This window comes from Salmonella sp. 32031103-2018-00083-FB-01-SM-01 (assembly GCF_017571995.1).
Lineage (GTDB): Bacteria > Pseudomonadota > Gammaproteobacteria > Enterobacterales > Enterobacteriaceae > Salmonella > Salmonella enterica.
In genome coordinates this window covers 262,918-289,206 of the sequence record NZ_JAGEQL010000002.1, presented here as the reverse complement: position 1 = coordinate 289,206, position 26,289 = coordinate 262,918, and the positions used below count along the sequence as shown (strand labels likewise).

Sequence of the window (26,289 nt, the reverse complement as noted above, 5' to 3'; positions counted from 1 at the left end):
ATGGCTGATAAAGTGGTTGACTATTAAAAGGTAAACATAAATTTAATATTCACTTAAAATTATAATTAAGTAAATTAAAATAGCCAACAAGAATATTTAAGTCAATGTATTCACCTTATCAATGCATGAGCGACAACGCTGTTTGTAAGGTTAACCATAGTAAATGTGATGATTTTATTTGCAATCATTTTATGACAGCTATCATAGGTACCGTGCTTAACGAGCGCGTAGAGCGTACAGGATAGCGAAGCGATGTTCATCGCTGTTGTAGGATACGAATGAGAGAAAAGTACAAAATGCAGGCGGGCGGCGTTTTACTGAGCGAAATCGCCGCCTGCCGGAACTCCTCCCGGCGGGAGCCATAAGCGGTTAGCGGTACTGGACGATCAGGCTTTGAATCTCCGGATGATCTTTTAACGACACGTGCCGTACCGTGGCGATTCCATTCATCAACGAAATAGCGTTTCCAGACGGTGTGGCGACTGTCTGCAAATGGGGGATATTATTCCGCAAACATGATACCTCGATATTGCGATCGTGAGGCGCAAGATTACAACCATATTCGACAATCTGACCTTTGAAATGAATAACGCCTGCGGAGACCGGCGCGGTAGCAGCCAGCGCGGCTGATGAAGCTGACATCGCTGCACAAAACAGGTAGCAGCATAATGGTGATTTTTTCATCCTTTGAAACCTCACGTCCTGTGAGCATCCCCTTATTTTTTGGGGACTAACAAATCCCGTGTATTACTCTTTAATGTAAATACACAAACTACCTTAACTTTCGCAAGCTGAGATAAACAGCGCTATACGACAATTTTTATGTAAAAGAGTACGTCATAACGGCAGGTCAGGAGGGAAAGCGAGGCCGCTTAGCGGAAGGGGAGCATAAGAAACAGCCAGTAAGAATAACTTACCGGCTGTTTTTACGGTTCGGCGCCTGGGCCGAATTAATCCTGCAGGTCGCCGCAGAAGCGATAACCTTCGCCGTGAATGGTGGCGATGATTTCCGGCGTATCCGGCGTGGATTCGAAATGCTTACGAATACGACGAATGGTAACGTCAACAGTACGGTCATGCGGCTTCAGCTCGCGCCCGGTCATTTTCTTCAACAGCTCTGCGCGCGACTGAATTTTGCCAGGGTTTTCGCAGAAGTGAAGCATCGCGCGGAACTCGCTGCGCGGTAGTTTATACTGCTCGCCGTCCGGGCCGATCAGTGAACGACTGTTGATATCCAGTTCCCAACCGTTGAACTTGTAGCTTTCAACGCTACGACGCTCTTCGCTGACGGTACCCAGGTTCATGGTACGGGACAGCAGGTTGCGGGCACGGATGGTCAATTCGCGTGGGTTAAACGGTTTGGTGATGTAATCATCCGCGCCGATTTCGAGGCCGAGAATTTTGTCGACTTCGTTATCGCGGCCCGTCAGGAACATCAGCGCAACGTTAGCCTGTTCACGCAGTTCACGCGCTAACAGGAGACCGTTTTTCCCTGGCAGATTGATATCCATGATCACCAGGTTGATGTCATATTCAGAGAGGATCTGATGCATTTCCGCGCCATCTGTCGCTTCGAATACATCATAGCCTTCCGCTTCGAAAATACTTTTCAACGTGTTGCGTGTTACCAACTCGTCTTCAACGATAAGAATGTGCGGGGTCTGCATGTTTGCTACCTAAATTGCCAACTAAATCGAAACAGGAAGTACAAAAGTCCCTGACCTGCCTGATGCATGTCGCAAATTAACATGATCGGCGTAACATGACTAAAGTACGTAATTGCGTTCTTGATGCACTTTCCATCAACGTCAACAACATCATTAGCTTGGTCGTGGGTACTTTCCCTCTGGACCCGACAGTGTCAAAAACGGCTGTCATCCTAACCATTTTAACAGCAACATAACAGGCTAAGACGTACCGGACACCTAATAAAACTACGCTTCGTTGACATATATCAAGTTCAATTGTAGCACGTTAACAGTTTGATGAAATCATCGTAGCTAAATGCTAGCTTTCATCACAAATTTGCAATATTCCAACTAGTTACGTAAGCCAACTAATAAATGCGATGAATCCAAAGAGCAGGATCTATTTTAAATTAAATTATCCTAAATAAACAGCAGGATAACGATGTTCTGTTAACATAAACAGCAATAGTACAGATACGCAATAGTGTAGCGTCTTTTACGAAATCAAAAATGCTTTTTCAGTGATATCCGTTAAAATTTTGTAAATTTGCGAAGCGTAATATGCTTACAAACGCCAGCTAATTTCCTGTAAATTAGTCAAAAAGAGTAATGAAATGCGTGTAACAATCGTTCTTGTCGCTCCCGCCAGAGCGGAAAATATCGGCGCAGCCGCCCGGGCTATGAAGACCATGGGATTTACTGACCTGCGTATTGTCGACAGCCAGGCGCACCTGGAGCCCGCTACCCGTTGGGTCGCACATGGATCTGGAGATATTATTGATAATATTGAGGTTTTCCACACCCTTGCCGACGCGCTCCACGATGTGGATTTTACCGTCGCGACGACAGCCCGCAGCCGGGCAAAATTTCATTACTACGCTTCGCCCGCTGAACTGGTTCCCTTATTACAGGAAAAATCACGCTGGATGCGTCATGCCGCGCTGGTTTTTGGCCGTGAGGATTCCGGTTTGACCAATGACGAGCTGGCGCTGGCGGATGTATTGACCGGCGTGCCGATGGCGGCGGATTACCCTTCGCTCAATCTGGGTCAGGCAGTCATGGTGTATTGCTATCAATTAGCAGGTTTAATGCAACAGACCACTGAATCCGTTGATATTGCTGATGAATCGCAGTTACAGGCGTTACGCGCGCGCCTTTTACGTCTGTTAACGACTCTGGAGGCGGCCGATGACCACAAATTAACCGACTGGCTACAACAGCGAATCGGCCTGCTGGGACAGCGAGATACGGTAATGTTGCACCGTTTGGTTCATGATATTGAAAAAAAACTAACAAAATAACGTGCTGTAATTTTTAAAATAATAAGAGATTACGTCTGGTTGCAAGAGATCATAACAGGGGGAATTGGTTGAAAATAAATATATCGCCAGCAGCACATGAACAAGTTTCGGAATGTGATCAATTTAAAAATTTATTGACTTAGGCGGGCAGATACTTTAACCAATATAGGAATACAAGACAGACAAATAAAAATGACAGAGTACACAACATCCATGAACCGCATCAGCACCACCACCATTACCACCATCACCATTACCACAGGTAACGGTGCGGGCTGACGCGTACAGGAAACACAGAAAAAAGCCCGCACCTGAACAGTGCGGGCTTTTTTTTCGACCAGAGATCACGAGGTAACAACCATGCGAGTGTTGAAGTTCGGCGGTACATCAGTGGCAAATGCAGAACGTTTTCTGCGTGTTGCCGATATTCTGGAAAGCAATGCCAGGCAAGGGCAGGTAGCGACCGTACTTTCCGCCCCCGCGAAAATTACCAACCATCTGGTGGCGATGATTGAAAAAACTATCGGCGGCCAGGATGCTTTGCCGAATATCAGCGATGCCGAACGTATTTTTTCTGACCTGCTCGCAGGACTTGCCAGCGCGCAGCCGGGATTCCCGCTTGCACGGTTGAAAATGGTTGTCGAACAAGAATTCGCTCAGATCAAACATGTTCTGCATGGTATCAGCCTGCTGGGTCAGTGCCCGGATAGCATCAACGCCGCGCTGATTTGCCGTGGCGAAAAAATGTCGATCGCGATTATGGCGGGACTCCTGGAGGCGCGTGGACATCGCGTCACGGTGATTGATCCGGTAGAAAAATTGCTGGCGGTGGGCCATTACCTTGAATCTACCGTCGATATCGCGGAATCGACTCGCCGTATCGCCGCCAGCCAGATCCCAGCCGATCACATGATCCTGATGGCGGGCTTTACCGCCGGTAATGAAAAGGGTGAACTGGTGGTGCTGGGCCGTAATGGTTCCGACTATTCCGCCGCCGTGCTGGCCGCCTGTTTACGCGCTGACTGCTGTGAAATCTGGACTGACGTCGATGGCGTGTATACCTGTGACCCACGTCAGGTGCCGGACGCCAGGCTGCTGAAATCGATGTCCTACCAGGAAGCGATGGAACTCTCTTACTTCGGCGCCAAAGTCCTTCACCCTCGCACCATTACGCCTATCGCCCAGTTCCAGATCCCCTGTCTGATTAAAAATACCGGCAATCCGCAGGCGCCAGGAACGCTGATCGGCGCATCCAGCGACGATGATAATCTGCCGGTTAAAGGGATCTCTAACCTTAACAACATGGCGATGTTTAGCGTCTCCGGCCCGGGAATGAAAGGGATGATTGGGATGGCGGCGCGTGTTTTCGCCGCCATGTCTCGCGCCGGGATCTCGGTGGTGCTCATTACCCAGTCCTCCTCTGAGTACAGCATCAGCTTCTGTGTGCCGCAGAGTGACTGCGCGCGTGCCCGACGTGCGATGCAGGATGAGTTCTATCTGGAGCTGAAAGCGGGGCTGCTGGAGCCGCTGGCGGTTACTGAGCGGTTGGCGATTATCTCTGTTGTCGGCGACGGTATGCGCACGCTACGCGGCATTTCAGCGAAATTCTTCGCCGCGCTGGCGCGGGCTAATATCAATATCGTGGCGATCGCTCAGGGATCTTCTGAGCGTTCCATTTCTGTGGTGGTGAATAACGACGATGCCACCACCGGCGTGCGGGTAACGCACCAGATGCTGTTCAATACCGATCAGGTGATTGAAGTGTTTGTCATTGGCGTCGGCGGCGTCGGCGGCGCGCTACTGGAACAGCTTAAACGTCAGCAAACCTGGCTGAAGAACAAGCACATCGATCTACGCGTGTGCGGCGTGGCAAACTCAAAGGCGTTGCTAACCAATGTGCATGGCCTGAATCTGGACAACTGGCAGGCGGAACTGGCGCAAGCGAACGCGCCGTTCAATCTGGGACGCTTAATTCGCCTGGTGAAAGAATATCATCTACTCAATCCGGTGATTGTTGATTGTACCTCCAGTCAGGCGGTGGCCGACCAGTATGCCGACTTCCTGCGTGAAGGATTCCATGTGGTGACGCCAAACAAGAAAGCGAACACCTCGTCGATGGACTACTACCATCAGCTACGTTTCGCCGCCGCGCAATCACGGCGCAAATTCTTGTATGACACCAACGTCGGTGCCGGTTTGCCGGTGATCGAAAACCTGCAAAATCTGCTGAATGCGGGTGATGAACTGCAAAAATTTTCCGGCATTCTTTCCGGGGCGCTCTCTTTTATTTTCGGTAAACTGGAAGAGGGGATGAGTCTCTCACAGGCGACCGCTCTGGCGCGCGAAATGGGCTATACCGAACCCGATCCACGCGACGATCTTTCCGGTATGGATGTGGCGCGTAAACTGTTGATCCTCGCCCGCGAGACGGGCCGCGAGCTGGAGCTTTCCGATATCGTGATTGAACCGGTGTTGCCGGACGAGTTTGACGCCTCCGGCGATGTGACCACCTTTATGGCGCATCTGCCGCAGCTTGACGATGCGTTTGCCGCCCGTGTGGCAAAAGCTCGTGATGAAGGTAAGGTATTGCGCTATGTGGGCAATATCGAAGAGGATGGCGTGTGCCGCGTGAAGATTGCCGAAGTTGATGGTAACGATCCGCTCTTCAAAGTGAAAAACGGTGAAAACGCACTGGCGTTCTACAGCCACTATTATCAGCCCTTGCCGTTGGTGCTGCGCGGCTACGGCGCAGGCAATGATGTGACGGCGGCGGGCGTGTTTGCCGATCTGTTACGGACCCTCTCATGGAAGTTAGGAGTTTAACATGGTGAAAGTGTATGCCCCGGCTTCCAGCGCGAACATGAGCGTCGGTTTCGACGTGTTGGGCGCGGCCGTCACACCCGTTGACGGCACGTTGCTGGGCGATGTGGTATCCGTTGAAGCAGCGGACCATTTCCGTCTGCATAACCTGGGGCGATTTGCCGATAAACTGCCGCCGGAGCCGCGTGAAAATATTGTTTATCAGTGCTGGGAACGTTTTTGCCAGGCATTGGGGAAAACCATCCCGGTGGCGATGACGCTGGAAAAAAATATGCCGATTGGTTCCGGGTTAGGGTCCAGCGCCTGTTCCGTCGTTGCTGCGCTGGTCGCGATGAATGAGCACTGCGGCAAACCGTTAAACGACACGCGTCTGTTGGCGCTGATGGGCGAGCTGGAAGGCCGTATCTCCGGCAGCATCCATTACGATAACGTCGCGCCGTGCTTTCTTGGCGGTATGCAGCTGATGATTGAAGAAAACGGCATTATTAGTCAGCAGGTGCCGGGCTTTGATGAGTGGCTATGGGTACTGGCTTATCCGGGCATTAAAGTTTCTACCGCAGAAGCACGGGCCATTTTGCCTGCGCAGTATCGCCGTCAGGATTGCATTGCGCATGGACGGCATCTGGCTGGTTTTATTCACGCCTGTTACTCGCGGCAGCCGCAGCTTGCCGCCGCGCTGATGAAAGATGTTATTGCCGAACCATACCGCGCGCGTTTACTGCCGGGCTTTAGCCAGGCGCGGCAGGCGGTGTCGGAGATCGGCGCGCTGGCGAGCGGGATTTCCGGGTCGGGGCCGACGCTGTTTGCGCTATGCGATAAACCGGAGACGGCGCAGCGCGTCGCGGACTGGCTGAGCAAACATTATCTGCAAAATCAGGAAGGCTTCGTTCATATTTGCCGGCTGGATACGGCGGGCGCACGAGTAGTGGGATAATCAATGAAACTCTATAATCTGAAAGACCATAATGAGCAGGTCAGCTTTGCGCAGGCCGTCACGCAAGGACTGGGCAAACAGCAGGGACTTTTTTTTCCGCACGATCTGCCGGAGTTTAGCCTGACGGAAATTGATGAGATGCTCAACCAGGACTTTGTCAGCCGTAGCGCAAAGATCCTCTCGGCATTTATTGGCGATGAAATACCGCAGCAAATTCTGGAAGAGCGCGTCCGCGCGGCGTTTGCGTTCCCGGCGCCGGTAGCGCAGGTAGAAAGCGATGTCGGCTGCCTGGAGCTGTTCCATGGTCCGACGCTGGCCTTTAAAGACTTCGGCGGGCGTTTTATGGCGCAAATGCTGACGCATATCAGCGGCGACAAACCGGTGACGATTCTGACCGCAACGTCAGGCGATACCGGCGCGGCGGTGGCTCACGCGTTCTATGGCCTGGAAAATGTGCGGGTCGTCATTCTCTACCCGCGCGGTAAAATCAGTCCGTTGCAGGAAAAACTGTTCTGTACGCTGGGCGGCAACATTGAAACCGTGGCGATCGACGGCGATTTCGACGCTTGCCAGGCGCTGGTGAAACAGGCATTTGATGACGAAGAACTGAAAATGGCGCTGGGGCTGAATTCGGCTAATTCAATTAATATCAGCCGCCTGTTGGCGCAAATTTGCTACTACTTTGAAGCCGTGGCGCAACTGCCGCAGGAGGCGCGTAACCAACTGGTGATCTCCGTACCCAGCGGCAACTTTGGCGATTTGACGGCAGGACTGCTGGCGAAGTCGTTAGGCCTACCGGTGAAACGCTTTATCGCCGCTACCAACGTCAACGACACGGTGCCGCGTTTTCTGCATGACGGGAAGTGGGCACCGAAAGCGACGCAGGCGACCCTGTCGAATGCGATGGATGTCAGCCAGCCGAATAACTGGCCGCGCGTGGAGGAGCTGTTCCGCCGTAAAATCTGGCGTCTGACTGAGCTGGGCTATGCGGCGGTGGATGACACTACGACACAACAGACGATGCGCGAGCTGAAAGCGAAAGGTTATATCTCGGAACCTCATGCGGCGGTAGCGTATCGGGCATTACGCGACCAGTTAAACCCTGGCGAGTATGGCTTGTTTCTCGGAACGGCGCATCCGGCGAAGTTTAAAGAAAGCGTGGAGTCCATTCTGGGAGAAACTCTGGCCTTGCCTGAAGCGCTCGCCGAACGCGCCGACCTGCCGCTGCTTTCACATCATTTGCCTGCGGATTTTGCCGCCCTGCGTAAGCTGATGATGACCCGCCAGTAACCATTGCGCCCGGTGGCGCTGTCGCTTACCGGGCCTATGGGGTGGTGTCGATTTGTAGGCCGGATAAGGCGTAACCGCCATCCGGCAATGCCGTTACTGCTCGTAGCGTTTAAAGACCAGCTCGTCTTGTGTGGAGGTTTCTTCATCAAAGAAATACCCTTCACGGTCAAACGCGGTAAGCTGTTCCGGCTTCGTTAAGCGGTTTTCAATAATAAAACGGCTCATCAGTCCGCGCGCTTTTTTGGCGTAGAAGCTTACCACCTTAAACTTGCCGTTTTTCTCATCAAGGAACACGGGCTTAATCAGTTCGGCATTCAGTTTCTTCGGCTTCACCGATTTAAAATATTCCTCGGAGGCCAGATTCACCACCACCCGATCGCCCTGCGCCTCAAGCGCTTCGTTGAGCTTATCGGTAATGATATCGCCCCAGAATTGATAAAGATCTTTGCCGCGCGGATTCTCCAGGCGAATCCCCATCTCCAGACGATAAGGCTGCATTAAATCCAGCGGGCGCAATACGCCATACAAGCCAGAGAGCATACGCAGATGTTGTTGAGCAAAATCAAAATCCGCGTCGTTGAACGTTTCCGCCTGTAGGCCAGTATAAACATCGCCTTTGAACGCCAGAATCGCCTGGCGTGCATTATCCGGCGTAAAATGAGGCTGCCAGTCATGAAAACGCGTGGCGTTGAGATCCGCCAGTTTGTCGCTAATTCCCATCAGCCTGGAAATTTGCGGCGCCGAAAGCTGGCGGGCCTGTTGAATAAGCTGCTGGCTGTGATCCAACAGCTCCGGCTGGGTATAGCGGGTCGTGGCCAGCGGGCTTTGATAATCAAGCGTTTTTGCAGGTGAAATCAGAATCAGCATATCCAGTCCTTGCAGGGAATTTTCTGCGACTTTAGCAAAAAAACGCCGCAGAGTTGACCGATGGCTGCGATTGTCGGCTTAATCGCGCGATGCCGCATCCCAGGTATCTGGCGCCAGTTGTGGTTCGATATCCGGGAAGCGCCGCGGATCGAACTGCGGTCTTACGCCCAGTTTCCGTTGTCGCAGATAATCGCTGGCGAGGGTATACACCACCGGTGAGAGCAACAAAATCGCCGTCAGATTGGTAATGGCCATACAGGCCATGATCATGTCAGCGAGCTGCCATATCAGCGGAAAACTGATAAGCGTACCGGCGATAACCATGCCAAGCGTCGCAAGGCGTAATAGCCAGATGGCCTTTGCGTTATGTAACCGCAGAAAAAACAGATTGTTCTCGGCGTAAATATAGTTGGCGACGATAGAACTGAACGCGAACAGAATGACGATAAGCGCGACAAAACTGGCGCCCCATTCACCGGTCAACGAAACCATTGCATGTTGGAGAAGCTGAATGCCTTCTGTTGACGAGTGGGACGCGTGATTCCCCGCCAGCAGGATAATCATCGCGCTGGCGGTACAGATGATAATGGTGTCACTGAATACGCCAATCATTTGCACAATCCCCTGCGCGACTGGGTGAGGGGGATACGACGTTGCCGCCGCGGCCGCATTAGGCGTTGACCCCATACCCGCTTCATTAGAGAACATCCCACGCTGAAAACCGCTGGTAATAGCCTGAGTGAGCGTATATCCGGCTGCGCCTGCCGCGGCTTCCTGCCAGCCAAATGCGCTTTTGACTATCGAGGCGATAACGCCAGGCATTTGCTCAATATGCCAGAGGCAAATGAACACGCTGCCGGCGACCCACAATAACGCGATGAGGGGAATCAGCCATTGCATCAGGCGGGCGACGCCTTTTATGCCGCGAATGATAATTAACAGGGCACAGAACGCCAGAGCAATGCCGGAGATAAGTGGCGGAATGTTGAAGGCGAAATGGAACGCGCGTGAGACGGCATTCGCCTGCACGCTATTAAAAATCAACCCGTAGGCGACGAGCAGAAAGAGGGCGAAAACCACGCCCATCCAGCGCATTCCCAGCCCGCGCGCCATATACCACGCCGGGCCGCCGCGGAACTGGCCTGTCGGGTCACGTTCTTTATAAAGCTGGGCAAGCGAACACTCGGCGAAGGAGGTCGCCATGCCAATGATGGCCGAGACCCACATCCAGAATACCGCGCCGGGACCGCCTGCGGCGATAGCCAGCGCCACGCCGGCCAGATTACCGCTGCCAATCCGCGCCGCGAGGCTGGTACACAGCGCCTGAAATGACGTCAGGCCGCCTGGCTGCGGGCTAAGGCTGCCTTTCAGACTGCGGCCAAATTGGCGAATATAACGAAACTGAATGAATCCGGTACGCCAGGTAAACCAACATCCTGCGCCGAGCAGCAGGTAAATCATTACCGAGCCCCAGAGTATTTCGTTAATAAAACTGAAAAACTCAGGCATTAACGTCCCTCTTGTTGATGCCGGCACGCTTTGATAATCCTGTATAAGCGTGACCCATGATGTAGATGACCTTGTCAGACTAATATTAACGGCAGTTTACCATAAATACGGCGGTATCCTTTAATTGCGCATCAACCGTCGGCAGATACGCAAACAGTGCACAAGGGCAGCCAGGTGCATGTAGGCGGTTGCGCTGTGAGTGCGTCGTGTTATCATCAGGGTAGACCGGTTACATCCCCTAACAAGCTGTTTAAAGAGAAACTCTATCATGACGGACAAATTGACCTCCCTTCGTCAGTTCACCACCGTAGTGGCTGATACCGGAGATATCGCGGCAATGAAGCTGTACCAGCCGCAGGATGCTACAACTAACCCTTCTCTCATTCTTAACGCAGCGCAAATCCCGGAATATCGTAAGCTGATTGACGATGCTGTCGCCTGGGCGAAACAGCAGAGCAGCAACCGCGCGCAGCAGGTTGTTGACGCGACCGATAAGCTGGCGGTGAATATTGGCCTGGAAATCCTGAAGCTGGTGCCGGGGCGTATTTCTACCGAAGTTGACGCGCGTCTGTCTTATGACACTGAAGCGTCTATCGCCAAAGCAAAACGTATCATTAAACTCTACAATGATGCGGGTATCAGCAACGATCGTATCCTGATCAAGCTGGCGTCCACCTGGCAGGGCATTCGCGCAGCCGAACAGCTGGAAAAAGAAGGCATCAACTGTAACCTGACGCTGCTGTTCTCCTTCGCGCAGGCGCGTGCGTGCGCCGAAGCGGGCGTCTACCTGATCTCGCCGTTCGTAGGTCGTATTCTTGACTGGTATAAAGCCAATACCGACAAGAAAGACTATGCGCCAGCTGAAGATCCGGGCGTGGTTTCCGTAACGGAAATCTACGAGTACTACAAACAGCATGGTTACGAAACCGTCGTTATGGGCGCAAGCTTCCGTAACGTAGGCGAAATTCTGGAGCTGGCGGGCTGCGACCGTCTGACTATCGCGCCGGCATTGCTGAAAGAACTGGCGGAAAGCGAAGGGGCGATTGAGCGTAAGCTCTCTTTCTCCGGCGAAGTCAAAGCGCGTCCGGAACGCATTACCGAAGCCGAGTTCCTGTGGCAGCATCACCAGGATCCGATGGCGGTTGACAAACTGGCGGATGGTATCCGTAAGTTTGCGGTAGACCAGGAAAAACTGGAAAAAATGATCGGCGATCTGCTGTAATCCTGACAGATTGCATGACAATAGCCCGCTTTCCGGCTGAGAGCGGGCTATTTTTTTATTAATGCTGCAGTGACGGGCGCTCTTCTGTGCTAACGCCGGTCATTTCGGTGATATCGGCCATCGGAATAAAATTTTCCAGCATGGCCCGCGCAATAATCTGCTGTCCGCTAACCCAATGGTTTACCTGTTCCGGGATTTAGTATTGCTGTCCATTCGCGTGTATGATTCTGCATAACGCGACTGTTTTAACGGAATAATTATGGATACCTTACGTATTGGCTTAGTTTCTATCTCCGACCGCGCTTCAAGCGGCGTTTACCAGGATAAAGGCATTCCTGCGCTTGAGGAGTGGCTCGCTTCTGCACTGACCACGCCTTTCGAGGTCCAACGGCGCTTAATTCCTGATGAACAGGAAATTATCGAGCAAACGTTGTGTGAACTGGTCGATGAGATGAGCTGTCATCTGGTGCTGACCACTGGCGGTACCGGTCCGGCACGTCGCGACGTCACGCCGGACGCGACCCTTGCCATCGCTGACCGTGAAATGCCAGGTTTTGGCGAGCAGATGCGCCAGATCAGCCTGCGCTTTGTGCCGACCGCCATTCTTTCCCGCCAGGTGGGCGTTATCCGTAAACAGGCGTTAATTCTTAATCTGCCTGGACAGCCAAAATCGATCAAAGAAACGCTGGAAGGCGTAAAAGCGGACGATGGCAGCGTTAGCGTGCCGGGCATTTTTGCGAGCGTGCCGTATTGCATACAGCTGCTTGACGGGCCGTATGTCGAAACCGCGCCGGAAGTGGTTGCCGCTTTCCGTCCGAAGAGCGCCAGACGTGAGAATATGTCATCCTGACCGGAAGATACTGATAGTAGGGTTATTCCTCCCGGTGCGGGAGGAATAAAGAGATTTAGTGCGCTTCGCCGATTGGCAGAATAGTGCGGCCAAATTGCTCGTTTAGCACTTCACCCATCGCCAGATAAATAGCGCTGGCACCGCAAACCAGACCAACCCAGCCTGCGATATGGATAATGGCTTCGTTACCGGTGATATTGCCGACCGCCAGCAGAGCGAACAGTACGGTCAGGCTCAGGAAAACAAATTGCAGCGCGCGGGCGGCTTTCAGCGTACCAAAGAACATAAACAGCGTGAACACGCCCCACAGACCTAAATAAGCGCCGAGTAGCTGAGCGTCAGGCGCATCCGTCAGGCCCATTTTCGGCATCAGCAGGATAGCGACCAGCGTCAGCCAGAACGAACCGTAAGAGGTAAAGGCCGTTAAACCAAAGGTATTGCCTTTTTTGTACTCCAGCAGACCGGCAAAAATTTGCGCGATACCGCCGTAGAAAATCCCCATCGCCAGAATAATACCGTCCAGGGCGAAAAAACCGGCATTGTGCAGGTTAAGCAGAATGGTGGTCATGCCGAAGCCCATCAGGCCCAGCGGTGCCGGATTAGCCAACTTAGTGTTGCCCATAATTCCTCAAAATCATCATAATTGAATGGTGAAATAGTTTCCCAGAATAACGAGTTCCGTATTCGGGGCGCGGCATAATAATCAGGGGGAAGAGGACTGTCTATGATCTAATAAGGGGGAAAAGAAAATATTTCCCCCTGTGAGGGCATTCACGCCTGAACGGCTGCCATCATTCGTCGCAGGCAGGCTATTTGCAACACCGCCGGAATAGTCACGCGATACGCGCTGCCGCTCATCGCTTTGACGCCGTTTAACGCCGCGCCGACCGGGCCGCCAAGACCTGCGCCGCGCAGCAATCCGTGGCCCAGGATGCTCATTGCGGCATGGGTACGCAAAATGCGGGTAAGCTGGGTGGAAAGCAGGTGGGAGACCCCTTTTGCCAGACTGCGATCTTTCATGAGCAGCGGCAGCAGTTCTTCCAGTTCAGAAACTTTGGCGTCTACGGCTTGCAGAAATTCCTGCTTATGCGCCGCGTCCATCTTCTGCCAGGTATGACGTAAAAAATGCTCCAGCAGTTGCTGTTCTATTTCAAACGTCGATATGCTTTTATCTGCTTTGAGTTTTAGCCGCTTTGCGACATCCAGCAGAATCGCGCGGTACTGTTTTCCGTGTCCGCGCAATTTGTTGGCGATACTGTCGCCGCCGTAATGCTGAAACTCGCCGGCAATGAGCTGCCAGTTACGGCGGTGTTGCTCCGGGTGACCTTCCATCGCTTTGAACAGCTCGTTATGACTAAGGACGCTCGACAAGCGAGCTTTGCCCTTTTCGTTATGCGTCAGCAAACGGGCGAAATCGGCGAGTTGTTCTTCGCTACAATGCTGAAGAAAGTCTAAATCCTCGTCGTGTAAATAAGTGACGTTCATTTTCAGTCTGGCTTTTGGAATAGAAATAACAGCGATTAATCGTCGCCAATGACTTTAAGTCTCGCCATATCGGAAGAATTTACCGTATGGCCTGAGAAGGTAATCTTTGATACGCAGCGTTTGTTGTCGTTATCGCTATTAATATTGATCCAGCCTGTCGTCTGGCCCTCTTTGATTGAGGAAGGGACGTTCAGGTTTTGGCTGGCGCTACGCGCAGTTTTAAAATAGACGGATGCGCCGCTAAGTTCGATGTCGCCGTGATCCGCCGTGAGTTGAATGCGCTTCACGATGCGGCAGACGGGAATTTTCAGCGCGAGATCGTTCGTTTCATTTCTGGGCATGGCAATAACACCCAGTATTTTATGGTCGTTCGCGTGCGCGACGCTACTTAACGCCAGGCCGAAAAGCAGGCCGGCGGAAATCGTTAACACAGATCGCATGGAATTTCTCTTTGACGGGTTCAATAAGCAATTACCGTCTATCATACTCTGCTCATGGCAACGATTCAGTTTTGTAATCTTTTCTTTTTATTGCAATTTTTCCGTGAATGGTATTCGTTGTTTAATTTATTTCATGAATATTTATCTGTCTGGTTTTCCATCGCGCCCTCTCGTCACTAAAAAATTTTTTCATCTCCCCCTTGATGACGTGGGTTACGACCCCATCTTGTAGTCAACCGCAGTGGTGAGTCTGAAAAAAAACGATTCAGGGTAGTTGAAACCGCACGTTTCGCCCTTATTACAGATTCACAACCACATGATGACCGAATTTTTAGTGGAGACGTTTAGATGGGTAAAATTATTGGTATCGACCTGGGTACTACCAACTCTTGTGTAGCGATTATGGATGGAACGCAGGCACGCGTGCTGGAGAACGCCGAGGGCGATCGCACTACGCCTTCTATCATTGCTTATACCCAGGATGGTGAAACTCTGGTTGGTCAGCCGGCTAAACGTCAGGCAGTGACAAACCCGCAAAACACCCTGTTTGCGATTAAACGCCTGATTGGCCGCCGCTTCCAGGACGAAGAAGTTCAACGTGACGTTTCTATCATGCCGTACAAAATCATCGGCGCCGACAACGGCGACGCATGGCTTGATGTGAAAGGTCAGAAAATGGCGCCGCCGCAGATTTCTGCCGAAGTGCTGAAGAAAATGAAGAAAACGGCTGAAGATTATCTGGGCGAACCGGTAACTGAAGCGGTTATCACCGTACCGGCTTACTTTAACGATGCTCAGCGTCAGGCTACCAAAGACGCCGGCCGTATCGCAGGTCTGGAAGTCAAACGTATCATCAACGAACCGACTGCCGCAGCGCTGGCTTACGGTCTGGATAAAGAAGTCGGCAACCGTACTATCGCGGTTTACGACCTCGGTGGTGGTACTTTCGATATCTCTATTATCGAAATCGACGAAGTTGATGGCGAAAAAACCTTTGAAGTTCTGGCAACCAACGGTGATACCCACCTGGGTGGTGAAGACTTCGATACCCGCCTGATCAACTACCTCGTTGACGAGTTTAAGAAAGATCAGGGCATTGACCTGCGTAACGATCCGCTGGCAATGCAGCGCCTGAAAGAAGCCGCAGAAAAAGCCAAAATCGAGCTGTCTTCTGCGCAGCAGACCGACGTGAACCTGCCGTACATTACCGCAGATGCCACCGGTCCGAAACACATGAACATCAAAGTGACTCGTGCGAAACTGGAAAGCCTGGTTGAAGATCTGGTGAACCGTTCTATCGAGCCGCTGAAAGTCGCACTGCAGGACGCTGGCCTGTCCGTGTCTGATATCAACGACGTGATCCTCGTCGGCGGTCAGACCCGTATGCCAATGGTGCAGAAAAAAGTGGCTGAGTTCTTTGGTAAAGAGCCGCGTAAAGACGTTAACCCGGACGAAGCTGTGGCTATCGGCGCAGCGGTTCAGGGCGGCGTTCTGACCGGCGACGTGAAAGACGTACTGCTGCTGGACGTTACCCCGCTGTCTCTGGGTATCGAAACGATGGGTGGCGTGATGACTCCGCTTATCACCAAAAACACCACCATCCCGACCAAGCACAGCCAGGTGTTCTCTACTGCGGAAGACAACCAGTCTGCGGTAACCATCCATGTGCTGCAGGGTGAGCGTAAACGTGCGTCTGATAACAAATCTCTGGGTCAGTTCAACCTGGATGGTATCAACCCGGCGCCGCGCGGTATGCCGCAGATCGAAGTTACCTTCGATATCGATGCTGACGGTATCCTGCACGTTTCCGCGAAAGACAAAAATAGCGGTAAAGAGCAGAAGATCACCATCAAGGCATCTTCTGGTCTGAACGAGGAAGAAATTCAGAAAATGGTTCGCGATGCAGAAGCGAACGCTGAATCCGACCGTAAGTTCGAAGAGCTGGTTCAGACCCGTAACCAGGGCGACCATCTGCTGCACAGCACCCGTAAGCAGGTTGAAGAAGCAGGCGATAAACTGCCGGCTGATGACAAAACCGCTATCGAGTCTGCCCTGAGCGCGCTGGAAACTGCCCTGAAAGGCGAAGATAAAGCCGCTATCGAAGCGAAAATGCAGGAACTGGCGCAGGTTTCCCAGAAACTGATGGAAATCGCTCAGCAGCAACATGCGCAGCAGCAGGCTGGCTCCGCTGACGCTTCTGCAAACAACGCGAAAGATGACGACGTTGTCGACGCTGAGTTTGAAGAAGTAAAAGATAAAAAATAATCGCCCTTTGAACGGGTAATTACTGGCACGGGCGAAGAGGTTTCCTCTCCGCCCGTGTATGCATGTTAAGGGCAGATAAAAAGAGATGGCGAAAAGAGATTACTACGAGATTTTAGGCGTTTCCAAAACAGCGGAAGAGCGTGAAATCAAAAAGGCGTATAAGCGCCTGGCCATGAAATATCATCCGGACCGCAATCAGGGTGATAAAGAGGCCGAAGCTAAATTTAAAGAGATTAAAGAAGCCTATGAAGTGCTGACCGATGCGCAAAAACGCGCAGCCTACGATCAGTATGGTCACGCCGCGTTTGAACAAGGCGGTATGGGCGGCGGATTTGGCGGCGGCTTTAATGGCGGCGCTGATTTCAGTGATATCTTTGGTGACGTTTTTGGCGATATCTTTGGCGGCGGGCGTGGTCGCCAACGTGCGGCGCGTGGGGCTGATTTGCGTTATAACATGGATCTCACCCTGGAAGAAGCGGTGCGTGGCGTGACCAAAGAGATCCGTATTCCGACGCTGGAGGAGTGCGACGTTTGCCACGGCAGCGGCGCGAAAGCTGGCACGCAACCGCAAACCTGTCCGACCTGTCATGGTTCTGGTCAGGTACAGATGCGCCAGGGATTCTTTGCTGTACAGCAGACCTGCCCACACTGTCAGGGACGCGGTACGCTGATCAAAGATCCGTGCCATAAATGCCACGGTCATGGGCGTGTTGAAAAGAGTAAAACTCTGTCCGTTAAAATCCCGGCGGGCGTGGATACCGGCGATCGTATTCGTCTGGCAGGCGAGGGCGAAGCGGGCGAGCATGGCGCACCGGCAGGCGACTTGTACGTTCAGGTCCAGGTGAAACAACACCCTATTTTCGAGCGTGAAGGCAATAATCTTTATTGCGAAGTGCCGATCAACTTTGCGATGGCGGCGCTGGGCGGTGAAATTGAAGTGCCGACGTTAGATGGTCGCGTGATGCTGAAAGTACCGAGCGAAACACAAACGGGCAAGTTGTTCCGTATGCGCGGCAAAGGCGTGAAGTCCGTACGCGGTGGCGCGCAGGGCGATTTGCTGTGCCGTGTGGTGGTTGAAACGCCGGTCGGTCTGAGCGAAAAACAGAAGCAATTGCTAAAAGATCTTCAGGAAAGTTTTGGCGGCCCGACGGGAGAGAAAAACAGCCCGCGTTCAAAAAGCTTCTTTGACGGCGTGAAAAAATTCTTTGACGATTTGACTCGCTAATCTTTTTCCCGTTGTATTTTTCTTCAGCCCGGGTGTTTATCCGGGCTTTTTTCTGCCTGTACGCGCCCAGGCTTCTGTTAAACGCATCGTATCCTCTCATTTGTTGATATTTTGTTTTTACTGATAAACAAATTGATGTTAATCAGCAGTTTTGTATACGCTTATTCTTTAAAAAAACGTGATGTGATGACATTAACGATTGCTTTTTTAGATGCTGTGAATTGATTTATCTTGAGTATTATCTATATTGCTTTTTTTAGTTTCCGGAGGCAGACAGCGAATGGGATCGAAAGGTGCCAACAAGAGCTTTGATTATAATTTAATCAAAATTCTTGACGCTGTTATTTTGTCAGGAAATGCGGCTATGGCGGCAAAAAAGCTAGGCATTACACCGGCTGCCGTCTCTATGGCGTTAAAGCGCCTGCAGAGTTATTACCCGGAAGAACTGTTTAGCAGAGGGAAAGGCGGGCTCATCCCCACAGCTAAGGCTGTCGACATTCACCAAAATTTCAGTCAGGTGATGAAACTGGTGGATGACACATTTCTCTGTAATAGCAAAAAAGATGAAGCGTTCCAGATAACGTTATTAGGCAGTGATATTGTTGAAAGCTATTATCTTTCTCAGCTCTATAACAGCGATATTTTTGACCGTATTTTGATAAATCATTTCTCTGTCAGAAATATGAATCGGGAGCATATCAGCGAACTTCTGTTTACTGCACAAGGCGATCTGTTGATTGGTGCCGAACCTTTGCTGGAGTCCGGCATAGAGAATCAAATTATTGATAGTTTTAAATCATTTGTTTGTATCTGTAGCAGTAAACACATGCTGAGTACCCTCTCACAGCTATCGCTACATCATTTTTATTCTTCGCGTCATGCGTTATATCAGCCGGGGATGGGGGCTTCAGTGATATATCATGATAGCGAGTTATTTAAGGATGAGCTTTACTATACTGGCAGGCGTATTGTCGGCTATCGCAGTGATTCGCTTAACGGTTTGATGAGCATGATCGAACGAACCTCATTGATTGCATTGATGCCTTTGAAATTAGCGCTTTTTTATAAAAACCATCGTAAATATGACATTAAATTTATTCAGCCTCCGCCCGAACTGGCTTTGAAGTCAGTTCAGGTCTATGCATCCTGGAATAAAAATAGTAGAAATATATCGACGATTAATGAGATGGTAAGTATGTTACAAACGCTTTCCTCCTTCCGTCGCTAATACACCTCATTTTTACGCTTTGATTTAATATGGTTTTAAATGATGTGCTTTGATTTTCACCCGCCTGACAGGGCGCTTACACTCCTTGTGTTAATTATTCATTTATAATGATTTCGGAGTGTTAAAATGTCTATTCCCAACCATGTGTCGACAACGGAAGTTGTGCTATTGGAGCTAGAGATCTTACTCACTATTATTTCGATTGGCGCGTGGGGAGGCTTTGTCAGCTATCTTTTACGCAAAGATAAGACAGAATATAATAGTTCTCATGAAAGTATAAAATATTGCTTAACGCAGATCGTGATTTCCTGCTTCACCAGTTTCTTGTTAAGCGCGATTGCGATCGAAAAAGAATGCAGTTTCAACATTGTTCTGTTGGCGGCAGGCTTAGGCGGTGTTTTCGCGAGTCCGATCTTAAAAATTCTTGGGCGGCGGATTAAAAAAATTATCGAAGGAAATAATTCAGATTAATTATCATTCACGGTATCAGGCTCATCCGTGAGCCTTTTACGCGTCTTTTTTCAGCCTGGTCTAGGTCACTCTATTCTTGATCCAGCCATAAATAAATTGTTCGTTATTGTGGTTTTTCTCAGCAACGTTTAAGTAGTACGTGCCCTGACTGCAATTGAGAGCTTTCACCAAAACGGCTTCCCCTTCCTGGCCTCGCCAGGCCAAATAATGTTCGAGAGCGGCAAGCGTCCGCGGACCAATATTGCCATCCACATGAACATCCGGGTAGCGTTTACCTTGGTGATTAAAGACGTTCAACCAGCGTTGCAGCCACGTGCTGGGGTGGTAAGCGCCTATGTTGACTGCCGCATCGCACAGCTCGAAGGAGACTGGCCACGATAGCGTCGAGATGACATCAAAGCCTGGTTTTATCCAGTAATCCTCTTCGAGAATCGCGTAGGCTTCAGCGCGGGTCAGATCCCGCATATCGCCAGCATAGCCATGCGCTCGCGCCGTGGCTTCGGTAATGCCCCAATGGGTGGCGCCGCCTTTATCTTTAGGGTTAAATACGTAACCGCCTTCAAGCGCAATAATTCCATCTATAATTGGATTCATCTTCCCTTTCCTTCGCTTAGTGAATATGCAGATACATGAGAGAACCTAACGTTACTGAAAATACGGTCGTCAGGGCGGCGATGGTTTGCCGTACAATCTGTTTTTTTCTTCCCTTTGTTTCGCTATCCGTCGCGATAATGGCGATATCACTATTAACTTTGAGGCCTTGTCTTGGAATGGTAATAAAAAGATCGTTAATACCAAGCGCTTTAAGGTCACGTCTGATTAAATAGAGAATCTGCGTTAGATTTGCATCATTAACATAGTGGCTTCGACTTCCCCATAACGCGGTGGTTATTTTTTGTCGCTCGATAATCTCCAGATGAGCATTCTCGATGATGAAACTGAGACATTTGGCTCTCATCGCAGTCATTTTAATAACCTGTGAATTTGAGACCGTCCTCAGTTCATATTTACCTTCATTGTAAATGCAGTTGCTATTAATGATATAAGTTTTCATAACGTCTTCCTTTAGAAATGTACATCCTGGTTGTCTGTGGTGACTATATTGTATGAGAAATGTCTTAATCCAATAAATGTCACTGGTTTTATTGTATTGTCATTGTCTATAGCGAGTGTAATCACATTATTTCATTGTAATTAAATGATATTTAATTACATGATAAATGATATTTACTATGTTTTCACCAGAACGGACTAAGCGGGCGCTGAGAGGTGTTGTTTTCTCTTCGACAGACGGTGTTGTTAACCTCATTTTTATGATTTTTATATCATCTAAAAAGATGATGTTTTGTGATTAGCTATTTTTTATGCCTGTAACGATTATGGACCCCGCAGAACGAGCTGCGACAATTTTGAAACGTAAAAGGAAATTTGAAAATGGCTACAAGCAAACTGATTCAAGGCGATACAATTACTGAAACTACTCATGCAGCGAATGGTTTTGACCCTGCAACAAGCGATGATAAAATAAGCTATACTTCCGCTCGTGTTGCGAAACCGGTATACAATAAATATAAAAATTCCACGACTAAACCGAAGGTATTCGGTTATTACACCGACTGGTCACAGTATGACAGCCGTCTGCAAGGCAATATGTCCCAACCGGGCCGTGGTTATGATTTAACCAACGTTTCACCGACGGCTTATGACAAACTGATTTTCGGCTTTGTTGGCATCACCGGTTTCAGAAAAATTGATAAAGAAAACCGCGATGTCGTAGCAGAAGCGGCAGCACAGTGCGGCAAAGTGAAATATGAGCCGACCTTCCTCGATCCGTGGGGTGATTTCCAGTCTTATATCAACCTGGGTTTTGAAACCAGCGGCTGGGATGTTGATCCGAAAACCGTGACCCAGGCTAACGCCAAAGGTATGCTGGGCGCACTGCGTGATATGCAGGCAAAAGCGAAAGCCGCAGGTCACACGCTGGCGCTCTCCATGAGTATCGGCGGCTGGAGCATGAGTAACGGGTTCCACGAAACCGCCGCTTCTGACTCTTCTCGTAAAATCTTCGCCAAAGGCGTGGTGAAACTGTTCAAACAGTTCCCGATGTTCAGCGAAGTGGATATTGACTGGGAATACCCGAACGATGAAGGGGCGGGCAACCCGTTTGGTCCGGAAGATGGCGCTAACTACGCGCTGCTGATTGCCGAACTGCGCAAACAGCTGGATTCCGCTGGTCTGAGCAATGTGAAGATCTCTATCGCTGCTTCCGCGGTGACCACGATTTTTGATCACGCTAAAGTAAAAGATCTGCTGGCTGCCGGCCTGTATGGCATCAACCTGATGACCTATGATTTCTTCGGTACGCCGTGGGCGGAAACGCTGGGCCACCACACCAACCGCAAAGCGCTGGAAGAGGGCGGCTGGGCTGTCGAAACCATCGTTGATCACCTGCTGGCGGAAGGTTTCTCCGCTGACCGTATCAACATCGGTTATGCCGGCTATACCCGTAACGCTCGTCAGGCAGAAATTGAATCCCTGTCGCCGCTGAAAGGTTCTTATAACCCGGGAACAGGTGACACTACAGGTTCTTTCGAATCCGGCACCAGCGAATGGTATGACGTCATTTATAGCTACCTGGATCTGGAAAACCAGAAAGGTCGTAACGGTTTCAACGTTTACACCGACCAGGTCGCTGACGCTGACTACCTGTATAGCCCGGAATCCAAACTGTTTTTATCCCTGGATACGCCGCGTACTGTCAAAGCAAAAGGCGAATATGCAGCGAAACTGGGCCTGGGCGGCGTGTTTACCTGGACTATCGATCAGGACAACGGCGTGCTGGTTAACGCCGTGCGTGAAGGTCTGGGTTATGAAATCGAATCTGAAGTTATCGATATGGAACCGTTCTACTTCGAAGGTATCAATGTAGAAAATGGTGAAGAACAGGGCGATAGCGACGACGCGCAGAAAGTCAACCACGCGCCGAAAGCGGCGATTGAACTGCTGGTCGTAGGCGGATCTACGGTACAGCTGTCTGGCGCAGGTTCTTCTGATGAAGATAGTGATGAGTTGTCCTTTAGCTGGGGCGTGCCTTCTCAAATCGCTGTGGCAGACAAAACGGCAGAAATCATTGAGGTTGTGGTACCGGAAGTTAGCGAAAAAACAGCCTTTCAGTTCACCCTGTTTGTACGCGACTGCTACAACGAACCGTCCTCTCAACAGCGCTTTGTTCTGACGGCTGTGCCTGCGCTATCTCAGGTTCAACCGGAACCGGAAGAGGAAGAAGAGATTATCGTTCCTGTACCGGACGAGGAAGAAGATACCACGCCAGCTGAGGATGATACGCCAGCAGATGACAAAACGTCACCTTACGCGCAGTGGGATGCTTTGACCGTTTATGGCGCAAACTGGGGTTCTTTCGAAATCGTTAGCTGGAAAGGCCATAACTATCAGGTGAAATGGTGGTCTATGGGCAACCAGCCTGACCTGAACTGCGGTGTCGGCGGTGCATGGACCGATCTTGGCGCTTACTAATACACGGCATTAAGCACGATGTATTGGGCTTCATGATTCAAGCCCCGGTTTACCGGGGCTTTTCTCCACCAGGGACAGAGGAAGAGTAGACCATGACCATTTCCATCCATGCCAGCGCATTTGACGTCAACAGCTGGTATCAAAAAATCACCTTAACCTTTATTAATGAGAGCGGTAATGCGGTCGATATGAACCATGCCGCAATATCGTTCACGGCCTCCGGGCACATCGATCCATGGGGAAATAGCGGCGGTACGCTCACAGGGAACCTGCCGCTTACGTTGAACGATAGTTCGTATGGCACGCTGGAAACTAACAACATCATCATTAATAACAGCGATGCATTACTTCTTCAGCCGGGCGAACGCGGGACGCTCTCTTTCAGCCTCGCGGCGACACAGGTGCCGGTAAAAATGTCCACCATCACCTTGATGCTGGCGTCATCGTCATCCGAAGACACAGAGTCTGAAACCTTATCCGATGAGGAGACGCCAGCGATACCCGCCGCAGATGAACACCCCGCCGAACCCGATGCGCCGGAAAAGGATAACAACCTTCAGGAACGCGGCCTTACGCTTAACGTTAGCGAGTTGAATACCGCGAGTTGGTATCAACGCGTCACCTTTACGCTGACCAACCTCTACGCCCAGGCGGTAGATCTCAATCAGCTTCAACTGAATTTTACGGCCAGCGCGCACCCCGACCCCTACAGTCCGTTTCAGGGAACAATGCTGGGGAATCAGGCCGTGACGCTGGCCAGCGATGGGGGATGGCCCATCGAGAAGAATACCATCACCATTAATCATGACGGCGCGCTGATGCTGGCGGCGGGAGATACCGCCGAATTACAGTGCTATCTGGCCGCCACGCAGATGCCAGTTGCCATCAGCGATTTGAGCGCGACGTTGGCCCATGACCCTGCCCGTCAGAGAAAAATTTGCGTTCATTTTCCTGCCATGACGCAGACCGTGGCGCTTAAACCGGCGATTGAGCTGCTGTTTCCTGCCGGCGAAACCCGGCGCTTTGTCGGTGAGTGGGGAGAGGTGCTGACAATAGGCGATCTTAGCGCAGGAACGTATCGGCTTACCGTACCGGTACTGGCGAATGATGAGATGCAAATCGCGCCAGTCGAGTCCTCTTTTACCGTTACGCTGCAAACCGGCGATGCCGCCGCGCAGGTCCAGGTATCCTGTCTGCCGATTGTCCGTTATGCCAGCGTGCGTCTGATGATTGACGCCCCTGCGCTTGGTAATGCGAAATTGACCGTTGAGATCGCCGATGCTACGCAAGCGGATGAGCGTACCGTCACGCTTATCGCCAACCAACCGCAGTTAATCACCCGGCTACTGGCGGGGCATCATTATACGGTCAATCTGCAGCCTGCGATGATTAATAACCGCTTTATATCGGCACCCATACAGCTTACGGGTTTTATCCCTGCCGCGGCGCAGGTTGCCGAGGTTGCTGTCGCTTACCAGCAGGCAGCGATCGACACGGCGAGTTTCGTGACGGTGGATGCCACTCTACTGGGCCTGCCTGATGGCGTCGCGCCACAGCGTTATCTGTTCAGCAGCGGTAAATATCAATACTCATTAATACTGGAGAGCGGTAGCGATCGGCAGACGTTGGCATTACGCTTTGCGCCCGGGCTGTATGATGTTCAGACGGACGATATTTTCATCGACAGCGTGCCGTGGCGTTGTGAACAGGCCGGGCCGCTACGGTTATTGCAAAAGGTCAACCATGTGGCGCTGGAGTTTCTGCCCGGCGTGACGCTACAGGTAAAAGGTTGGCCTGATTACCTTGCTCATGGCGGAGTGACGGTTAACGCGCCAGAGACGGTTTCTCTTTATCGCGATATACCGTTTAGCGCGTTGTTTAAATACGATGGTTTTGACGGCGGCGGCGATCCGGTTCCGGCCGCGGAGGTTGACGTGAACGGGGATGGTTTTCTGGATTACGCGACGTTACCGATCCATAAAACCGTTGCGTTGGTGCGCCAGATAGAAAAAGAAGCCGGGCGTAGCGTCATGCCGGTAATGGTTATTTATACCGCGAATGCCAGCGGCGGTAGCGCCCTGGCGGATTTACAGGATGCGCAAAAGCTACGTAACCATTTTGGTAACTTTATTACCCAGTGTCTGGCGGCGCAGTCATACAAAGATGAGACGCATCCTGTCCCGGCGACCTTTGTGCTCAACCCGGATTTTCTGGGGGCGCTACAGCAAGGACCGTATGGCTATACCGTAGTACGGCAAAAAAACAGTGTGCCGGTGAATGCCCAACTGGCGGCGGCGATACAAGCATTACCGGCGATGGCTGGCTTTATCGCGCCTTCGTTGCCGACGTTTAGCGACGATCTCTACGGCTATATTCAGGCGGTGAACTATCTTGTTCGTCAGTTTGCCCCGGATGTGGCTTTTGGCTGGCAGACGAATGTCTGGGCGACAGGAACGGCGGACTGGGTGCTGCGCGATACCGCTGATCCGGTAGCTGAAGGGCAGGCGATCGCCGAATTTATTCATGAACTGGGCGTTTATAGCGGAGAATATGCGCCGGACTTTATTGCGTTTGATAAATTTGAGCGTGACTGTTTCAGTCCTGATGCGCTTGCCCACTATGGCTGGAATGCGACATGCTGGCTTAATTACCTGGCGATGGTCAAACAGGTGACTAAAGCGCTGCTGACGCCCGCCATGCTGTGGCAAATCCCTGGCGGCCATATGCCTACAGTAGAAGAGGGCGTCAGTAAAATCAGCGCTGCGCACTTTGCATCCGGCGGAACCTTTTTTATGGGGGACGCCCGCATTGGCAGCGATCCTGACACGCTCTCTTTGCAGCTACTCAATACGGCCTTAAATAGCGCGACTTACGGCGTCCCGACCGTCGGCGACTTTTTACGTAAAGATAAAGGGTATGACTGGGGCCAGATGCAGGCGCTGAACCTACCGGACTTTAACGTCTTTTCGATCTTATGGGGCGGTGGTTCTACTATCAGTATTACGACAATCCATTCTAACGGTGAAGACGGCGGCTGGCTGGCGGATAAAATGGTAGAGTATTATGCTGCTCCACGCTATTTCAGATAATATCACTGCTTATTTGCATTAATCTGGACTATTAGTTTGAGATTCGAAGGCGCGTTCTTTCGAATCTCTTT

23 protein-coding genes and 1 other annotated feature are annotated in these 26,289 nt (G+C 51.1%); of the genes, 14 read left to right on the top strand and 9 right to left on the bottom strand.

The window, feature by feature from the left end:
• Positions 1–369: 369 nt before the first annotated feature.
• Both J4614_RS07655 and arcA read right to left on the bottom strand, forming a co-directional pair.
• Positions 370–684: a hypothetical protein gene (locus J4614_RS07655; RefSeq protein WP_000749515.1), complete on the bottom strand. Its 315-nt coding sequence runs from the start codon at positions 682–684 to the stop codon at positions 370–372.
• Between the two features lie 266 nt (positions 685–950).
• Positions 951–1,667 (bottom strand): two-component system response regulator ArcA, encoded by a 717-nt coding sequence (gene arcA, locus J4614_RS07650; RefSeq protein WP_001194359.1) that lies wholly within the window; start codon positions 1,665–1,667, stop codon positions 951–953.
• 95 nt (positions 1,668–1,762) lie between these two features.
• Between arcA and yjjY the strand changes: the two genes are divergently transcribed.
• From yjjY to thrC, 6 genes are all read left to right on the top strand, one after another.
• On the top strand, positions 1,763–1,903 hold the full coding sequence (yjjY, locus tag J4614_RS07645) for a protein YjjY (protein WP_001541509.1): 141 nt from the start codon (positions 1,763–1,765) through the stop codon (positions 1,901–1,903).
• Between the two features lie 399 nt (positions 1,904–2,302).
• A complete protein-coding gene (locus J4614_RS07640; RefSeq protein ID WP_001266769.1) occupies positions 2,303–2,989 on the top strand; it encodes a tRNA/rRNA methyltransferase in 687 nt (228 codons plus the stop codon).
• 213 nt (positions 2,990–3,202) lie between these two features.
• Positions 3,203–3,268: a thr operon leader peptide gene (thrL, locus tag J4614_RS07635; RefSeq protein WP_001575544.1), complete on the top strand. Its 66-nt coding sequence runs from the start codon at positions 3,203–3,205 to the stop codon at positions 3,266–3,268.
• Positions 3,204–3,324 (top strand) — a sequence feature (Thr leader region). It overlaps the preceding gene by 65 nt.
• A 25-nt stretch (positions 3,325–3,349) precedes the next feature.
• Entirely contained in the window at positions 3,350–5,812 is a 2,463-nt protein-coding gene (gene thrA, locus J4614_RS07630; RefSeq protein WP_023262908.1) for a bifunctional aspartate kinase/homoserine dehydrogenase I, read from the top strand.
• Position 5,813: 1 nt separating this feature from the next.
• Positions 5,814–6,743 carry a homoserine kinase gene (gene thrB / locus J4614_RS07625; protein ID WP_000241685.1) on the top strand — a complete coding sequence of 310 codons (930 nt, stop codon included), beginning with the start codon at positions 5,814–5,816 and terminating at the stop codon, positions 6,741–6,743.
• 3 nt (positions 6,744–6,746) lie between these two features.
• Entirely contained in the window at positions 6,747–8,033 is a 1,287-nt protein-coding gene (thrC, locus tag J4614_RS07620) for a threonine synthase (protein WP_000781100.1), read from the top strand.
• A 93-nt stretch (positions 8,034–8,126) separates the two neighbouring features.
• Here thrC and yaaA read toward each other — a convergent pair whose 3' ends face one another.
• Positions 8,127–8,900, bottom strand: a complete 774-nt coding sequence (gene yaaA, locus J4614_RS07615) for a peroxide stress protein YaaA (protein ID WP_000906175.1) — start codon at positions 8,898–8,900, stop codon at positions 8,127–8,129.
• Positions 8,901–8,978: 78 nt separating this feature from the next.
• Positions 8,979–10,409, bottom strand: a complete 1,431-nt coding sequence (locus tag J4614_RS07610; RefSeq protein ID WP_001642372.1) for a sodium:alanine symporter family protein — start codon at positions 10,407–10,409, stop codon at positions 8,979–8,981.
• Positions 10,410–10,677: 268 nt separating this feature from the next.
• Here J4614_RS07610 and tal point away from each other — a divergent pair, with 268 nt between their 5' ends.
• Positions 10,678–11,631 (top strand): transaldolase, encoded by a 954-nt coding sequence (tal, locus tag J4614_RS07605; RefSeq protein WP_000130179.1) that lies wholly within the window; start codon positions 10,678–10,680, stop codon positions 11,629–11,631.
• 259 nt (positions 11,632–11,890) lie between these two features.
• Complete coding sequence (gene mog, locus J4614_RS07600) at positions 11,891–12,481, top strand: molybdopterin adenylyltransferase (RefSeq protein WP_000380373.1); 591 nt, start codon at positions 11,891–11,893, stop codon at positions 12,479–12,481.
• A 55-nt stretch (positions 12,482–12,536) separates the two neighbouring features.
• Here the strand turns inward: mog and satP are convergent, their stop codons facing one another.
• The 3 genes from satP to J4614_RS07585 form a co-directional block, all read right to left on the bottom strand.
• On the bottom strand, positions 12,537–13,103 hold the full coding sequence (satP, locus tag J4614_RS07595) for an acetate uptake transporter (protein ID WP_000528525.1): 567 nt from the start codon (positions 13,101–13,103) through the stop codon (positions 12,537–12,539).
• 149 nt (positions 13,104–13,252) lie between these two features.
• Positions 13,253–13,966, bottom strand: coding sequence for an acidic protein MsyB (gene msyB, locus J4614_RS07590; protein ID WP_023137528.1), 714 nt, complete (start codon positions 13,964–13,966; stop codon positions 13,253–13,255).
• A gap of 35 nt (positions 13,967–14,001) precedes the next feature.
• The gene (locus J4614_RS07585; RefSeq protein ID WP_001258082.1) at positions 14,002–14,406 is read right to left on the bottom strand and encodes a DUF2541 family protein; all 405 of its coding nucleotides are present in this window, start codon (positions 14,404–14,406) and stop codon (positions 14,002–14,004) included.
• Between the two features lie 348 nt (positions 14,407–14,754).
• On the opposite strand from J4614_RS07585, the gene dnaK reads away from it, so the two are divergent.
• From dnaK to J4614_RS07565, 4 genes are all read left to right on the top strand, one after another.
• Complete coding sequence (gene dnaK, locus J4614_RS07580; protein ID WP_000516126.1) at positions 14,755–16,671, top strand: molecular chaperone DnaK; 1,917 nt, start codon at positions 14,755–14,757, stop codon at positions 16,669–16,671.
• Positions 16,672–16,756: 85 nt separating this feature from the next.
• Entirely contained in the window at positions 16,757–17,896 is a 1,140-nt protein-coding gene (gene dnaJ, locus J4614_RS07575) for a molecular chaperone DnaJ (protein WP_001119009.1), read from the top strand.
• Between the two features lie 280 nt (positions 17,897–18,176).
• Positions 18,177–19,124 carry a LysR family transcriptional regulator gene (locus J4614_RS07570; protein WP_001527493.1) on the top strand — a complete coding sequence of 316 codons (948 nt, stop codon included), beginning with the start codon at positions 18,177–18,179 and terminating at the stop codon, positions 19,122–19,124.
• Between the two features lie 126 nt (positions 19,125–19,250).
• Positions 19,251–19,595 carry a phage holin family protein gene (locus J4614_RS07565; protein WP_000026889.1) on the top strand — a complete coding sequence of 115 codons (345 nt, stop codon included), beginning with the start codon at positions 19,251–19,253 and terminating at the stop codon, positions 19,593–19,595.
• A gap of 60 nt (positions 19,596–19,655) precedes the next feature.
• On the opposite strand, the gene J4614_RS07560 is transcribed toward J4614_RS07565, so the two are convergent.
• Positions 19,656–20,189: a glycoside hydrolase family 108 protein gene (locus J4614_RS07560; RefSeq protein WP_001527317.1), complete on the bottom strand. Its 534-nt coding sequence runs from the start codon at positions 20,187–20,189 to the stop codon at positions 19,656–19,658.
• A gap of 16 nt (positions 20,190–20,205) precedes the next feature.
• The gene (locus J4614_RS07555; RefSeq protein WP_000860681.1) at positions 20,206–20,649 is read right to left on the bottom strand and encodes a transcriptional regulator; all 444 of its coding nucleotides are present in this window, start codon (positions 20,647–20,649) and stop codon (positions 20,206–20,208) included.
• Positions 20,650–21,029: 380 nt separating this feature from the next.
• Between J4614_RS07555 and J4614_RS07550 the strand changes: the two genes are divergently transcribed.
• Entirely contained in the window at positions 21,030–23,129 is a 2,100-nt protein-coding gene (locus J4614_RS07550) for a glycosyl hydrolase family 18 protein (protein ID WP_000235807.1), read from the top strand.
• A gap of 92 nt (positions 23,130–23,221) precedes the next feature.
• Positions 23,222–26,218, top strand: coding sequence for a chitinase (locus J4614_RS07545; protein WP_208293122.1), 2,997 nt, complete (start codon positions 23,222–23,224; stop codon positions 26,216–26,218).
• Positions 26,219–26,289 lie beyond the last annotated feature (71 nt).